Raw genomic sequence first — 15,477 nt, 5'->3', positions numbered from 1 at the left:
AATAGGCGAAGACTCCGCCTCCCGACATTCCTGGCGTCATGTCGCATGGCCAGTGGTAGCCGCCGAAGTAGCCCAGTTGGTAGGAGTTCGTCGAGCAGTAGTAACGATCTGTTCCGTCGTAGGGCTCTTGCGTCGGGTAACCGGTTGAGACGAGCGACTGGTTCGGGACTCCGAACGCGATGCCCATCGCTCCTGTCACCTCTTGAATGGATTGGCCGTCCTGCTCTTCCATCACCAGGAACGCGACGTCGTACTTCCATCCGTCGCCGTCGATTCTCGGGTCGGATTCTGCCTCTTCAGCAAAGATCTCCGAATAGATGACTTCGACGGCGCTCCATCGCCCGTAGGGCTGGTTCTGGGAGTTCTCGGAGTCGGCGGGAACGAACAGAGTGTTGATGGCCTGACGCTTTCCTGCGCTGTCCCAGATGCAGTGCGCCGCTGTAGCGACGATATTGCCGGACTGCGAGTTGACGACGGTGCCGCTGCAGACGCTCCGCTCGTCATCGGAGAACGCCATGTAGAGCCGCCCCGTCGCTGCTTCGCCGACTCCGGACGGGTCGTAGAGCTGCCCTTCCGGCTCGTCGCCCAACCCTCTTCCATCATCGCCGATTTCAAGGCCGTTGGAGGGCGGCACGAACGCACCGGTCGGGGTGTCGCCGCCCTGCTCGCCGATCGAGCCCTCGGGGTCCGTGTAGTCCAGCAAAGGCTCGAGATTGAAGGCCTCGGGGTTCTCCCAATACTCGTGGGTGTCCTGGGGGGACATCTCGAAAGGCTCGCGCAGAGACGCCTCATCGCTTTCGATGTTTGCTGCGATGGGTTGGTACTCGCCGGTAGATTCGGCGCTGGGGGCCGGACCGGAGCATGCAGCCACCGAGAGTGCGAGTAGAGCGAGAGCAGCGAGCGAAAGCGATTTTCGCCGCGGGAGATTTGCCATGTGCTGCCTCTTCGAAATCATGGTGTGGGACTCCCTATGAAGTTACGGGCCGGCCGTCAAAGCTTGCTGAATGCTTGCCGTTAGTCAGATCCGAGCGCGTCGTCGAGTCGATCGAGCTTGCCCTGCATTTCGCCAGTGTGCCCCGGCCGGATGTCGGCTTTCAGAACGAGGGATGCTCGGGGGCTCACAGCGAGCACAGCATCCGTCGCCCGTCGCACGACATCGAATACTTCGTCCCATTCCCCTTCGATCGTCGTGAACATCGCATCCGTGCGATTGGGGAGTCCGGATTCGCGGACGATACGCACCGCCGCGGCCACGGCATCGTGGACGAGACCGTTCTCATCCGTCGTTCCAGGGGCTACTGAGAAGGCAACAATCATGGCTCAAGTCAACCATGTCGCGTCTCGATCGGTGCAGAAGTGCTGCGGTCGCTAGCATGGCCGCATGACCTATGCGCTTGACATCGCCCTCATACAACTGCGCTCCGGCCCGGATCCCGAGGCGAACCTTGCAAGGATGCGCGAGCTCGCGAGCGGACACACGAACGCTGATTTACTCGTCTTCCCCGAGTATTCGCAGTTCCTCGAGAAGAACATGCGGGAAAGCGGTCCAGCCGCTGCCGAGCCGTTGGACGGACCCTTCGTGCAAGGTGTGAGTGAGCTGACGCGAGCAAGCGGGGCTACGGTTGTCGCAGGCATGCTCGAGCGCGATGGCGATCGCGTTCTCAACACGCTCATCGTGTGCAGCGAAGGGAGACTGCAGACCGCGTATCGGAAGGTCCACCTCTATGACTCGTTCGGCGGAGGGGAGTCGACATGGCTGTCTCCCGGTGACATCACGCAGATGCCGGTCATCGACGTCGCGGGAGCTCCCGTCGGCCTGCAGACGTGCTACGACCTCCGATTCCCGGAGTCGACTAGAAGGCTTGCCGACGCCGGTGCCGAAATCGTCCTTGTTCCTGCGGATTGGGTACCGGGGCCGCTCAAGGAACACCAATGGCGCACGCTGTTGGCAGCCAGGGCGATCGAGAACACCGTGTATGTCGCGGCGGTCGACGTCTCCCCTCCTTTGGGCGTGGGCCACAGTACGGTCTTCGACCCGCGCGGTATCGCTGTGGCCGGAACGGGAGACGACGCGGAGGCGACAGTGACGGCGCGACTCAGCGGCGCTGTCGTTGCTCGGGCACGTGAAGTCAATCCGTCACTATCGCTGAAGAGGTACGGAGTTACCGAGCCCGCCCTTCGCTGATACCCGTTTCGGCACTGACGATCGACTAGCCTTGGCAGGGTTCGCACACACTCGGGTCGAAAGGCTTATCGATCATGACCGATACCCCCAGCTACAAGCTAGAACCGGCTCCTCGGGGCGAGTACAGCGTGAGCGGGCCGACGCGTATCGAACGGGACTCGCTGGGTGAACTCGAGGTGCCCGCCGAAGCTTACTTCGGCATCCATACGGTGCGTGCGCTGCAGAACTTTCCCATAACGGGCCGATCCATCTCCGTCTACGGGGATCTCGTGCGTGCGCTTGCGATGGTCAAACAGGCCTGCGCAAGGGCCAATAATGAGATCGGTGTCCTTTCCGACGCGAAGACGGAGCTCATCGGCCGTGCCTGCGACCGCATCATCGCGGGGGAGTTCCATGACCAGTTCGCTGTCGGTGTCATGCAGGGCGGCGCGGGCACGAGCACCAACATGAACACCAACGAGGTGATCGCGAACGTCTGCCTCGAGATGCTCGGGCACGACAAGGGCGACTACTGCCACTTCCACCCCATCGACGACGTCAATCGCTCCCAGTCGACGAACGATACCTACCCGACCTCGATCAAGGTCGCCATGTCGTTCACAGTCCGTCGCCTGAGCACGGAACTCGGCCTCCTGATCGATTCCTTCCAGAAGAAGTCGGAGGAATTCTCCGATGTCCTCAAGGTCGGCCGAACGCAGATGCAGGATGCCGTGCCCATGACCGTCGGGCAGGAGATGGGCGGATGGGCGAACACGCTCCGCGAAGAGCTCGATCGGTTCGACGCGATCACCGCGGCGCTCAGCGAAGTGAACCTCGGCGCGACGGCGATAGGAACCGGCATAACCGCCGACCCGCGATACGCGGCGGCCGCGGCGGCCAATCTCGCACGGATCACCGACCTCCCGATCACGACGGCTCACGATCTCATCGAAGCAACGAGCGACACGGGCGTCTTCATGCGGCTCTCGGCAGCGCTCAAGCGGTTCGCCTCGAAGCTTTCGAAGATCTGCAACGACCTGCGTCTGCTCTCGAGCGGGCCGCAGGCCGGTCTCGGCGAACTCGCGCTGCCGGCAAAGCAGGCCGGCTCCTCGATCATGCCCGGCAAGGTGAACCCCGTCATCCCCGAGGTCGTCAATCAGGTGGCCTTTTCTGTCATCGGCGCCGATGTGACCGTCACGATGGCGGCCGAAGGAGGACAACTGCAGCTCAATGCGTTCGAACCCGTCATCGCTCACTCGCTGCTGCAGAGCCTCCACTGGCTCACGCAGGCCTGCCTGACCCTGCGCGTGAACTGCATCGACGGAATAGAAGCCAACCGCGACAGGCTGAGCCAAATGGTCGGCACTTCTGTCGGGGTCGTGACCGCCTTGACGCCGTACATCGGTTACGTCGCGAGTGCCGACCTGGCGCACAGAGCGTTGACGAGCAATAGATCGATCATCGATCTCGTCGTCGACTCGGGGCTGATGAAGCGCGAGGATGTCGAGCGGCTGCTGCAGCCCGCCAAGTTGAGCTCGCCGCAACCGGTGACTCAAAGCATTCCCATCGTGCGTCAGTAGGCACTCTTCGCTCACTTGACACACGGCCAACATTCAGGGAACGTTCCGACGGAAGCTCGTACGCTGATGCCCATGAGCGTTCCCAATACGAACATCACTCTCCCGTCGATACGGCACACGCAGGGCACGCAGCGGCGAAACCTCATACTCACCATCGTGTTCCTGGGTGCGTTGGGACTCGCGACGCCTATTGTGGTCTTCATCCTCGCCCTGAGCACGGAGTTCTCACCGCTCGTGCAGATGTTCACGAGCATTATCGCGCTGGTGCCGCTCGCGTTCGTCGTGTGGGTGCTGCACATCATGGACCGCTGGGAGCCCGTGCCGCTGCTCATCAAGCTCTCCTCTGCGCTCTGGGGAGGAGTCGGTGCTGTGCTCATGACGCTCGGCATCGGTCTGGTGCTCGAATTCATGCTCGTCACGGTAGGCATCATCACGACGGAAGAGCAGCTCGGCTTCTACGGCACGGTGATTCAGGCGCCGATCGTGGAGGAGTTCGCGAAGGCGATTCCGCTGCTCTTCCTGTTCCTCTTCATGCGCAAGCAGATCGACGGGCCCATCGACGGCATGGTCATCGCAGGGCTGAGCGCTGCCGGTTTCGCCTACACCGAGAACATCCTGTATTTCTCCGGGCAGTTACTGCTGACGGGCGATGCGAGTGGCATCTTCGTTATGCGCGGCATCATGAGCCCGCTGACGCACGCGATCTTCACGGCGATGGGATTCGGCCTCCTCATGGGGCTCGTCGCACACCGCAGCCGCATCTGGGCGCTCGCGATGTTCCCCGCTGGATGGGCGGTCTCGGCCTTCCTGCACATGCTCTGGAACGGCAGCGCGGCTTTGCTCGGAAACCTGTTCTACGTCGGCTACTTCATCATCCAGGTTCCCATCGCCATCGGGTCGGCCCTCGTCGTCGTGTTCTTGACCAGATCGGAGGCGAAGACAACCAAGAAGCGACTGAGCGAGTACGCCGAAGCCGGTTGGTTATCGATGGAAGAGGCCCATAGGCTCTCGAGCGCGGACGGTCGGGCACAGTTGCTCGACTGGGCGAAGCGCCGAGGTGTCCGCAGTGTCATGACCAAGTACATTCAAGCGGCTACCCGACTGGCCTTCAACCGGCAGAGGACAGTCGTCGGAGGAGAATATCGAGAGAATCAGGGCCAAGAGGCCGACTCGCTCACCTACTTCTCTAGCCTTCGCCAGGAACTGCTGCGGGCCTCCAGCGGGGACATGACGATGGGCCAACCCGGATCGGCCCTGCAGCGCCCGGGGAGCCCGAGGTAGCGCGAGTCGCCGACCGCCGGCGATCCTGCTATCATTGGCAGGTTGCCGTGTATCGGCCGCGGATAGAGAGAGCAATCGCATCGGGTGATTGCGCCGCGCTGCGACGAAAGGGAATCGCATGAGCATTACCGCAGAAAAGAAGCAGGCGATCATCGCCGAGTATGCAACCCACGAGGGCGACACGGGTAGCCCCGAGGTTCAGGTCGCGATCCTTTCGGCTCGCATCAAGCACCTCACCGAGCACCTCAAGGGCCACAAGCACGACCACCACTCGCGTCGTGGCCTGCTGCTGCTCGTCGGCCAGCGTCGTCGCCTCCTGAAGTACCTGCAGGAAGCCGACATCGCGCGCTACCGTTCGCTCATCGAGCGCCTCGGCCTGCGTCGCTAAACGCTTCGAAAACGTACGAGAAGACCTCCGGTTTCGGCCGGGGGTCTTTTCGCGTGCCATGGCCTTCTACGCCGGCACACTTCTCGGTCCATGCATGGAATGAATGCGTTATACGGGCGTGTCGCCATCCATAGACCGAGAAGTGTGTCTGAGGAATGGATATGGAATGTGGGTCGGGCATGCACCCGGTGCGCGGATGCACAGCGTCAGAAAGCGGCCAATGCGCCCGGCATCCCCGATTCTCGGCATGTATTGATAGCATGACGTACGGAACGCTCATGAGAGCGGTCCGGACGCGCACGCACCGCAGCTGGTCGTTGGTGGTGAATCTCGATGCGGACAGCATCGCGATTTTCTACTGATGACCAGAACGATGGAGGTCAGCCTCTGCACACTGCGGCGCGCGTCGAAGCAATCGCAGAGAGGAGAGACCCCACTATGGAGGGTCCCGAAATCACATCCGCAGAAGCAGTCATCGACAATGGCCGCTTCGGCACCCGTACCGTCCGGTTCGAGACCGGCCGACTTGCGCAGCAGGCGCAGGGATCGGCCGCTGCGTACCTGGACGACGAAACCATGCTGCTGAGCGCCACGAGCGTCTCGAAGCAGCCGAAGGAGCACTTCGACTTCTTCCCACTCACGGTCGACGTTGAAGAGCGCATGTACGCCGCGGGCCAGATCCCCGGCAGCTTCTTCCGTCGCGAAGGACGCCCGTCTACCGAGGCGATCCTCACTTGCCGTCTCATCGACCGCCCGCTGCGCCCCTCGTTCGTCGAGGGCATCCGCAACGAAGTCCAGGTTGTCGCAACGGTGCTTTCGATAGCACCCGATGAGCTGTACGACGTGCTCGCCATCAATGCGGCATCCATGTCGACGCAGTTGTCCGGACTGCCCTTCTCGGGCCCGCTCGGAGGCGTTCGTGTCGCGCTCATAGAAGACCAGTGGGTCGCATTCCCCAAGCACGAGCAGCTGAACGAGGCTGTCTTCAGCATGGTCGTCGCCGGCCGTGTCCTCGAAGACGGTGACGTCGCGATCATGATGGTCGAAGCCGAAGCTCCCGACAACGCCTGGGACCTCATCCAGTCGGGCGGCACGAAGCCGACCGAAGAGGTCGTCGCCGCAGGTCTCGAAGCATCGAAGCCCTTCATCAAGGAGCTCGTGGCTGCACAGGCGAAGGTCGCCGAGACCGCAGCGAAGGAGCAGAAGGAATACCCGCTGTTCCCGCCGTACTCGGATGAAGCACTCGAGCTCGTCTCGTCGCTTGCGCTCGAGGGTGTTCGCGACATCTACCGCATCGCCGACAAGGTCGAGCGCCAGGACGCCGACGACAAGCTCAAGCAGCAGGTCAAGGAGCAGGTGCAGGCGAAGATCGACGCCGGTGAGGTCGACGAGGCTATCGCGGGCCAGGTGTCTGCCGCGTACAAGGCGGTCACGAAGCAGGTCGTTCGCGGCAACATCCTGACCGACGGTGTTCGCATCGACGGCCGTGGCGTAGCGGACATCCGTCCGCTCGACGCGGAGGTCGCCGTGATCCCGCGCGTCCACGGTTCCGCGATCTTCCAGCGCGGCGAGACCCAGATCATGGGTGTCACGACGCTCAACATGCTGAAGATGGAACAGCAGCTCGACTCGCTGCACCCCGTCAAGAGCAAGCGCTACCTGCACCACTACAACTTCCCGCCGTACTCGACGGGTGAGACGGGTCGTGTCGGCAGCCCGAAGCGCCGCGAGATCGGCCACGGTGCGCTCGCAGAACGTGCGCTGGTGCCGGTACTGCCGAGCCGCGAGGAGTTCCCCTACGCGATTCGCCAGGTTTCGGAGGCGCTGAGCTCGAACGGCTCGACTTCGATGGGTTCGGTGTGCGCTTCGACGCTGTCGATGCTCAACGCCGGTGTTCCCCTTCGTGCGCCCGTCGCGGGCATCGCCATGGGCCTCGTCTCCGATCAGGTCGACGGTGAGACCCGCTATGCGGCGCTCACCGACATCCTCGGCGCCGAGGACGCTCTTGGCGACATGGACTTCAAGGTCGCCGGTACCAGCGAGTTCGTTACCGCTATCCAGCTGGACACGAAGCTCGACGGCATCCCCTCAGACGTCCTCGCCGGCGCACTGACGCAGGCGAAGCAGGCTCGCACCGCGATTCTGAACGTGCTGAACTCGGCGATCGACGCTCCCGACGAGATGGCTCCGACGGCGCCTCGCGTGATCAGCGTTTCCGTTCCCGTCGACAAGATCGGTGAGGTCATCGGGCCCAAGGGCAAGACCATCAACCAGATCCAGGACGACACGGGCGCGCAGATCTCGATCGAGGACGACGGTACGGTGTTCATCGGCGCTACCGACGGCCCCGCTGCGGAAGCAGCACGGACGGCGATCAACGCGATCGCGAACCCGCTGGTTCCCGAGGTCGGCGAGCGCTACCTCGGAACGGTCGTGAAGATCGCCTCCTTCGGCGCCTTCATCTCGCTGCTGCCGGGCCGCGACGGTCTGCTGCACGTCACCGCGATGCGCGCTCTGAACGAGGGCAAGCGCATCGAGAACGTCGAAGACGTCGTCTCCGTCGGCCAGAAGATCCAGGTCGAGATCACGAAGATCGACGACCGCGGCAAGCTGTCGCTCGACGTCGTCCAGGACGACTCGGCTTCGGATTCGGAGTAGTTGCCGGCGTGCCGGAACCTGTTGAACTGCCGCTGAGCGACCCCGATATCTCGATTCTTTCGGGAACGGGGTCGCTCGTGCGGCGATCAGTGCTGCCGAGCGGGCTGCGCATCCTGACGGAGCACATGCCGGCGACGGCTTCCGCGACCGTCGGATTCTGGGTACCCGTCGGGTCCCGGGACGAACGGGCGGATTCGTTCGGCTCGACGCACTTCCTCGAACACCTCCTGTTCAAGGGGACGCGCACGCGTTCAGCCTTCGAGATCGCGACCGCGTTCGACGAGGTCGGTGGCGAGCACAACGCGATGACGTCGAAGGAGAACACCTGCTACTACGCGAAGGTACGCGACTCCGACTTGCCGATGGCGATCGACGTCCTCGCGGACATGGTGACATCCTCGGTGCTCGAGTCGGTCGAGTTCGAATCCGAGCGTGGCGTCATCCTGGAAGAGCTCGCGATGGCGGACGACGATCCGGGTGATGTCGTTGGTGAACGGCTGTCCGAGCTCGTGTTCGGCGATCATGCCCTCGGCAGGCCCATCGGCGGCACGAAAGAGACGATTCGAGGCGTTTCGCGGGATCGTGTCTGGGAGCACTACCGCGAGAACTACACGCTCGGTGACCTCGTCGTCACCATCGCCGGTGCCATCGAACATGACACGGTCGTGCAACTCGTCGAGGCGGCACTCGATCGGTACGGCTGGTCGCGCGACACGACCGGGCAGCCGCGTCCGCGGCGTGCAACGGAGGTCGCCACGACGAACTCCGGAGGCACCACGGTAGTGGAGCGGCCACTCGAGCAGGTCAACCTCATGATCGGTCTGCAGGGCATCACCGCCACTGACGACCGTCGCCCCACGATGTCGATCCTGAACTCCGTGCTCGGCTCGGGCATGTCGTCTCGCCTCTTCCAGGAGGTGCGTGAACGCCGTGGGCTCGCCTACGCCGTGTACTCCTTCGGGTTGTCGTACGCGGACGGCGGGATGTTCGGCATGTACGCAGGGTGCTCACCGTCCAAAGCCGGTCAGGTTTCGAAGATCCTCATGGATCAATTGGAAGCAATCGCGACCGACGGAATATCGGACGAGGAACGCGCTCGCGCAATCGGCATGATCGGAGGAGCCAGCGCCTTGGCGCTCGAGGACTCGGATGCGCGGATGTCCAGGCTGGGCCGCGCCGAATTGAGCTTCGGCAAGTTCACCGATCTCGAGGCCTCCATGTCACAGCTTGCTCAGGTGTCGGCCCAGGACGTTCGGACGTTTGCCGCCGATCTGCTGACGGGGGAGCGCTCGGTCGCCGCCGTCGGTATGGTGGAGACTGACCTAGTTCGCGTTTGACTAACTGAGAGGTTAAGCCGATAGCGGCGATGAAGCGAGGATGCGCGGTGTGGTTTTTGGGCAAGGCGGAGGCTGGACTTCGATCCAGTGGAACGAAGTCGTGGAAGAGTGGAACTGCGTTCGAGGCCGACAACGAAGCTCGGGGACCACAGCGCACACCGCAGCCACCGCAGCCTATTGGTGCGACCTCTAACTAACTGTGGAGAACACCGTGGGACATCTGCTGTACCTGGTTCGACATGGCGAACAGCAGGACGCCGAGCATGGCGTTGAAGAGGGTCCGCTTTCCTCTCGAGGGATTCGACAGGCCACTGCGATCGCCGACCGTCTGAGTGGAGTGCACTTCCATCGTGCCTTCCACTCACCGCTTGAGCGGGCGGAGGACACCGCGCGAGTCATGAAGGGCCGGATGCCCTCGGTCGACTTCGAGCCGCACTCCCTGTTGATGGACTGCGTTCCGACCGGCCTCGAGGCGGAGCCGCCCGTCGCCTACCGCTCATTCTTCTCCGGCATCACGGAAGAGGAGGTCGAAGCGGGCCGCGCCCAAATGGCCGATGCGATCTCAACCTGGATAGGCCGCAGCGGCGAGCAGCGCAATGAGCTCCTGATAACGCACAACTTCGTCATCGGCTGGTTCGTGCGACACGTACTGGAAGCTCCCGAGTGGAAGTGGATGGGCTTGAATCAGGCCCACTGCGGGCTCACGATCCTCCGGCTCCGCTCGGGTCGCCCAGCGCAGCTAGTCGCGCACAATGATCTCGGCCATCTCGCACCCGAGGACCGTACGGGACTTTCCCTGCCGCAGTCCGTGTAGCGTTTCCGAGGCACCGCATCCCGCATCGATGCCCGCGGACGGCCTCGCAGCGTCTACCATGGACAGTTGTGACGACGACAGTGGGTGTAGTGGGAGCAACGGGCCGTCTCGGCAGCGTTGCGGTCGAAACGATCAACGCGATGGACGGGTTCACTGCGAAACCGATCGAAGGCCGCGGTGACGTTGATTTCTCGGGGTGCGACAGGGTTTTCGAAGCGACCGTGTTCGACGCGAGTGCCGCCATCGTGCGAGCGGCCGTGGACGCAGGGCTGCCCACCGTCGTTGCGACGAGCGGCTGGACGGCCGAGCGCGTCGATGAGCTCGCCGACGAGGGCGCGAACGGTGTGCGCATCGTGCCGAACTTCTCCGTCGGCAGCGTTCTCTCGACGCACCTCGCGACCGTTGCCGCGCAGCACTTGCCGTACGCGGAGGTGATAGAGGCGCATCATGAGGCGAAAACGGATGCTCCCAGCGGAACCGCTGTTCGCACGGCGGAGCGCATCGCCGAGGTGCGGGAGCAGCAGGCGTTCACACCCGATGAACCGGGTCGTGGCACCATCGTGGAAGGGGTTCCCGTGCACGCGCTGCGGTTGCCGGGTGTCAGCGCCTGGCAGGAGGTGCGGTTCGGTGGCACGGGAGAGACACTGACGATTCGTCACGACACGCTGTCGAGCAATTCGTATGCGACGGGCATCGCCCTCGCTATCGGAGCGCAGACTCCAGAAGGCGTCGTCGTCGGGCTCGACGATCTGCTAGGGCTCACGTCGTGAAACCTGAGACCACGAGACGGGAAATCGCATGAAGAAGGGCTTCGCCCTTGGTATGGCCGCAGTCCTCGCGATGTACGTCGTCCTGGTGTTCCAACGCGCGCTCGATCTGGTGCGCTCCGGCGAACCCGTCGGCATCGTCATGGGAACAGCGCTCTTCGTGTTCCCCTTGCTCGGCGTTTGGGTGCTGGTCGTCGAGATCCGGTTCGGGTTCCGGCTCGAGCGACTCGTGCGCAGGCTCGAGAAGAACGACGGGATGCCGGAGCCGTTACCGGCAACGCCGTCGGGGAGAGCCGAGCTGGATGCCGCGCTCGAGGCGTTCCCGAAGGCGCGCGACGACGTGCACGAGCATCCGGAATCCTGGGAGTCGTGGCTGCGGCTGTCCATGGCCTACGACGCGGCTCGCGACCGGCGACGGGCGCGAAAGGCCGCGCGCAAAGCCATCGAACTGAGCAGAGGGAAGTAGCCTGGGTGCGTGACTGAGACACCGTACGAAGACCTGCTCCGAGATGTGTTCGAGAACGGCAAGCACAAGCAGGATCGCACAGGGACCGGTACGCGCAGCGTGTTCGGTAGACAAATTCGCTATGACCTGTCACAGGGATTCCCGCTCATCACGACGAAGCGGGTGCATTTCAAGTCCGTGGCGCTCGAGTTGCTGTGGTTCCTGCGCGGCGACAGCAACGTGCGGTGGCTGCAGGAGCGCGGTGTCTCGATCTGGGACGAATGGGCCGACGACAACGGCGAGCTCGGACCCGTGTACGGCGTGCAGTGGCGTTCGTGGCCGACTCCCGACGGCGGCCACATCGACCAGATGCAACAGGTGATGGATCAACTGCGGCAGGATCCTGACTCGCGCCGGATCATCGTGAGCGCTTGGAATCCTGCCGAGATTCCTTCGATGGCACTCGCTCCGTGCCACGCACTATTCCAGTTTCACGTTGTGGACGGCAGGTTGTCCTGCCAGCTGTATCAGCGCAGTGCCGACATGTTCCTCGGCGTCCCGTTCAACATTGCGAGCTATTCGCTGCTGACCCACATGATGGCGCAGCAACTGGATCTCGAGCCGGGCGATTTCATCTGGACCGGCGGCGACACGCACGTGTACGACAATCATGTGCAGCAAGTGGAGAAGCAGCTGTCCCGGGACGCGTATCCGCTGCCGAAACTGCGCATCGCACGCAGACCGGACTCGATCTTCGACTACGAGTTCGAAGACTTCGAGGTGGTCGACTATCAGCACCACCCGGGCATCAAAGCCCCCGTTGCGGTCTGACATGACGCGAGGGAGCATACCGGGCCCCAGCCTGCTCGGCATGGTGTGGGCGCAAGCGCGCGGGCGAGTCATCGGCGACGGAACGGGGATGCCGTGGCATCTGCCCGAGGACATGCGGCATTTCAAAGCGGTCACGGCAGGGCATCCGGTGATCATGGGGCGCGCAACCTGGGAGTCGCTCCCGGAACGCTTCCGACCTCTGCCGGGGCGAAGAAACATCGTGCTGACCAGGCAACCCGGCTATGCTGCGGCCGGCGCCGAGACGGTCGCTGACATCCGCTCGGCGCTTGCGCTGGTCCGTGATGAGCCCGAGGCGTGGATCATGGGAGGAGGGACGTTGTACGAGCAGGCGCTGCAGTACGCGGACCTGCTCGAAGTCACAGACATCGATGCGGACGCGGCAGGAACTGTGACCGCGCCTACGATCGATGCCTCCTGGCAGCGGGTGCGTATCGATCCTTCCGACGGGTTTCATGTGGCAAAGAACGGGCTCCGCTATCGCTTCTCGTCATTTACCAGCACATGAAGCGGTACCCTTGACGGGTGACTGAGAATCCTTTTGGCCAAGTACTCGTAGCCCTCGTCACGCCGTTTCAGGCGGACGGTGAGGTGGCGTGGGATGACGTTGAGCGTCTTATCGACTCCGTCGTCTCCGAAGGGGCTGACGGCATCGTCGTCTCCGGGACGACTGGTGAGACGTCGACGCTCACCGACCCCGAGAAGATCAAGCTGATCGAGGTCGCGAAGTCCGTGGCCGGGAACAGGGCGAAGGTCATCCAGGGTGGCGGATCGAATGAGACCGCCCACGCCATGGACCTCTATCGACAGGCTGAACAGGCCGGAGCCGATGGCGTCATGATCGTCACGCCCTACTACAACAAGCCGACGCAGGCGGGCGTCCTCACCCACTTCCGCATGATCGCCGATGCGACCGATCTCCCCGTGATCCTGTACGACATTCCCGGTCGTTCCGGCATCGAGATCAGGTACGACACGCTGCTGCGTGCTGCCCAGCATCCGAACATTGCGGCGGTGAAGGACGCAAAGGGAGACCTGGCGGAAGTCAGCCGTGTGCTCAACGAGACAGACCTGCTGTACTTCTCGGGTGATGATGCCAATGTGCTGCCGCACCTGTCGATCGGCGCATCGGGTCTGATAGGAGTCACCGCGAACATCGCGCCGGGACCGTACAGGACGATCGTCGATGCTGTGAACAGGGGAGATCTGCACACGGCGCAGGCACAGCACCGCGCTTTGGAGCCGCTTGTGCGCGCGACCATGACACACGTTCCGGGAACCGTTTCGTCGAAGTACATCCTGCACGGGCTCGGACGTATCGCGTCACCTCGGGTACGTCTGCCTCTCGTCGGCCCCGAAGACCACGAAGCCGCACGGATCGAAGATGAGATCGCGTGCGTCAAGGACATCGACGGGCTGGATCTCTCAGGCTTCCGCCCTGATCGAAACGCAGCGGCCGGCGGTGCGCTGCCGAAAGTGCACGGAACAACTCGTTAGGAAAGGGTCGTATGACCGACATTGAAGAACCCGGTCCGCTCGCGGACGGCAGCATGCGGATCGTTCCGCTCGGTGGTCTCGGCGAAGTCGGCCGCAATATGACCGTCTACGAGCTGAACGGCAAGCTGCTGATCGTCGACTGCGGGGTCTTGTTCCCTGAGGAACACCAGCCGGGCGTCGACCTGATTCTGCCGGATTTCAACTCGATTCGCGACCGGCTCGATGATGTCGTCGCTGTCGTGCTCACGCACGGTCACGAGGATCACATAGGGGCGCTCCCGTACCTGCTGAAGCTGAAACCGGACATCCCACTGCTCGGGTCACAGCTGACGCTCGCGTTGATCGAGGCGAAGCTGAAGGAACACCGGATCAAGCCGTACACGATGACTGTTCGTGAGGGCGACACGGAAGAGCTGGGGCCGTTCTCGCTCGAGTTCATCGCTGTCAATCACTCGATTCCCGACTCGTTGGCGGTCACGATTCGTACCTCCGCAGGCACGGTTCTGGCCACGGGTGACTTCAAGATGGACCAGCTGCCGCTCGATGGCCGAATAACCGATCTTCGGGCATTCGCGAGAGTCGGCGAAGAGGGTATCGACGCGTTCATGGTGGACTCCACCAACGCCGACATTCCCGGCTTCGGGATGCCGGAGCGCGAAATCGGGCCGGTCATCGAGCAAGTGATCGCGAAGACGCCCGGCAAGGTCGTCGTCGCATCCTTCTCCTCCCACGTGCACCGGGTGCAGCAGGTGCTGGATGCCGCCGAGGCGAGCGGCCGCAGGGTCGCGTTCGTGGGGCGGTCGATGGTGAGAAACATGACCATCGCATCCAAGCTCGGCTATCTGGATGTTCCCGAGGGCATTCTGATAGACCAGAAGAAGGCGGAGCAACTGCCGGATGACAGAGTCATCTTCATGTCAACGGGCTCGCAGGGCGAGCCGATGGCGGTTCTGTCGCGAATCGCGAATCGTGAGCACAGGATCGAGATCGGCGAAGGGGATACGGTCATCCTGGCCTCCAGCCTGATCCCCGGTAATGAGAACGCGGTGTTCCGCGTCATCAACGGGCTCATGAAGCTCGGCGCCTCCGTCGTCCACAAGGGCAACGCGAAGGTGCACACTTCAGGGCACGCTTCTGCAGGCGAACTGCTGTACTGCTACAACATCCTCAAGCCCCGTAACGTCATACCGATTCACGGCGAATATCGGCACCTGCACGCGAACGCGAAACTGGCGGTCGAAACGGGCATCCCGGAAGAACGTACCTTCGTCGGCGAAAACGGCACGGTGTGGGACATGACGGACGGCGACATCCGGGTCGCAGGCAAGTACGACATCGGTTACGTGTATGTCGACGGTTCGTCTGTCGGTGCCGTTGACGATGCGGATCTCAAGGATCGTCGCATACTCGCCGAGGAGGGGTTCGTTTCGATCTTCGTCGCGATCGACCCCAACAACGGCAAGATCATCGTCGGACCCGAGATTCACGCTCGCGGATTCGCCGAGGACGACAGCATCTTCGATTCCATCAGGCCCAAGATCGTCGAGGCGCTGCGTGAAGCCGCTGAAAACGGGGTTCGCGGCCAGCACGCCTTCAGTCAGGTTGTTCGTAGAACCGTGGGCGGTTGGGTCGGCAAGCGAATCCGTCGTAGGCCCATGATCGTGCCGATGGTGCTCGAGGTCTAAGGAATAGCTGCG

General features: G+C 63.0%; 15 protein-coding genes. 13 read left to right on the top strand and 2 right to left on the bottom strand.

Going from position 1 to position 15,477, the window contains the following annotated elements; all coding sequences use genetic code 11:
• Positions 1-934, bottom strand: a 934-nt coding sequence (locus Q0O95_RS03335; protein ID WP_293695254.1) for a trypsin-like peptidase domain-containing protein, incomplete at its 3' end; no start/stop codon positions are given.
• A gap of 80 nt (positions 935-1,014) precedes the next feature.
• On the bottom strand, positions 1,015-1,317 hold the full coding sequence (locus Q0O95_RS03330) for a thiamine-binding protein (protein ID WP_293695253.1): 303 nt from the start codon (positions 1,315-1,317) through the stop codon (positions 1,015-1,017).
• 64 nt (positions 1,318-1,381) lie between these two features.
• Here Q0O95_RS03330 and Q0O95_RS03325 point away from each other — a divergent pair, with 64 nt between their 5' ends.
• From Q0O95_RS03325 to Q0O95_RS03265, 13 genes are all read left to right on the top strand, one after another.
• The gene (locus tag Q0O95_RS03325) at positions 1,382-2,185 is read left to right on the top strand and encodes a carbon-nitrogen hydrolase family protein (protein ID WP_293695252.1); all 804 of its coding nucleotides are present in this window, start codon (positions 1,382-1,384) and stop codon (positions 2,183-2,185) included.
• Between the two features lie 74 nt (positions 2,186-2,259).
• Complete coding sequence (locus tag Q0O95_RS03320; protein ID WP_293695250.1) at positions 2,260-3,744, top strand: aspartate ammonia-lyase; 1,485 nt, start codon at positions 2,260-2,262, stop codon at positions 3,742-3,744.
• A gap of 72 nt (positions 3,745-3,816) precedes the next feature.
• Positions 3,817-5,025 carry a PrsW family intramembrane metalloprotease gene (locus Q0O95_RS03315; RefSeq protein WP_293695248.1) on the top strand — a complete coding sequence of 403 codons (1,209 nt, stop codon included), beginning with the start codon at positions 3,817-3,819 and terminating at the stop codon, positions 5,023-5,025.
• Between the two features lie 118 nt (positions 5,026-5,143).
• Positions 5,144-5,413 carry a 30S ribosomal protein S15 gene (gene rpsO, locus Q0O95_RS03310; protein ID WP_293695246.1) on the top strand — a complete coding sequence of 90 codons (270 nt, stop codon included), beginning with the start codon at positions 5,144-5,146 and terminating at the stop codon, positions 5,411-5,413.
• Between the two features lie 438 nt (positions 5,414-5,851).
• Positions 5,852-8,071 carry a polyribonucleotide nucleotidyltransferase gene (locus Q0O95_RS03305; RefSeq protein ID WP_293695245.1) on the top strand — a complete coding sequence of 740 codons (2,220 nt, stop codon included), beginning with the start codon at positions 5,852-5,854 and terminating at the stop codon, positions 8,069-8,071.
• An 8-nt stretch (positions 8,072-8,079) separates the two neighbouring features.
• A complete protein-coding gene (locus tag Q0O95_RS03300; protein ID WP_293695243.1) occupies positions 8,080-9,408 on the top strand; it encodes a pitrilysin family protein in 1,329 nt (442 codons plus the stop codon).
• Positions 9,409-9,619: 211 nt separating this feature from the next.
• Complete coding sequence (locus tag Q0O95_RS03295) at positions 9,620-10,222, top strand: histidine phosphatase family protein (protein WP_293695242.1); 603 nt, start codon at positions 9,620-9,622, stop codon at positions 10,220-10,222.
• Between the two features lie 68 nt (positions 10,223-10,290).
• The gene (locus Q0O95_RS03290; RefSeq protein WP_293695241.1) at positions 10,291-10,992 is read left to right on the top strand and encodes a dihydrodipicolinate reductase C-terminal domain-containing protein; all 702 of its coding nucleotides are present in this window, start codon (positions 10,291-10,293) and stop codon (positions 10,990-10,992) included.
• Positions 10,993-11,020: 28 nt separating this feature from the next.
• Positions 11,021-11,455 carry a hypothetical protein gene (locus Q0O95_RS03285; RefSeq protein WP_293695239.1) on the top strand — a complete coding sequence of 145 codons (435 nt, stop codon included), beginning with the start codon at positions 11,021-11,023 and terminating at the stop codon, positions 11,453-11,455.
• Positions 11,456-11,464: 9 nt separating this feature from the next.
• Entirely contained in the window at positions 11,465-12,265 is an 801-nt protein-coding gene (locus tag Q0O95_RS03280; RefSeq protein WP_293695237.1) for a thymidylate synthase, read from the top strand.
• Position 12,266: 1 nt separating this feature from the next.
• Positions 12,267-12,791: a dihydrofolate reductase gene (locus Q0O95_RS03275; protein ID WP_293695235.1), complete on the top strand. Its 525-nt coding sequence runs from the start codon at positions 12,267-12,269 to the stop codon at positions 12,789-12,791.
• A gap of 17 nt (positions 12,792-12,808) precedes the next feature.
• Positions 12,809-13,780, top strand: coding sequence for a 4-hydroxy-tetrahydrodipicolinate synthase (gene dapA, locus Q0O95_RS03270; protein WP_293695233.1), 972 nt, complete (start codon positions 12,809-12,811; stop codon positions 13,778-13,780).
• Between the two features lie 11 nt (positions 13,781-13,791).
• Positions 13,792-15,465 (top strand): ribonuclease J, encoded by a 1,674-nt coding sequence (locus tag Q0O95_RS03265; protein WP_293695231.1) that lies wholly within the window; start codon positions 13,792-13,794, stop codon positions 15,463-15,465.
• Positions 15,466-15,477: the final 12 nt, after the last annotated feature.

Origin of the sequence: uncultured Agrococcus sp., assembly GCF_945915485.1 — a bacterium.
Taxonomy (GTDB): Bacteria; Actinomycetota; Actinomycetes; order Actinomycetales; family Microbacteriaceae; genus Agrococcus.
This window is presented reverse-complemented; position numbering and strand designations above follow the sequence as displayed.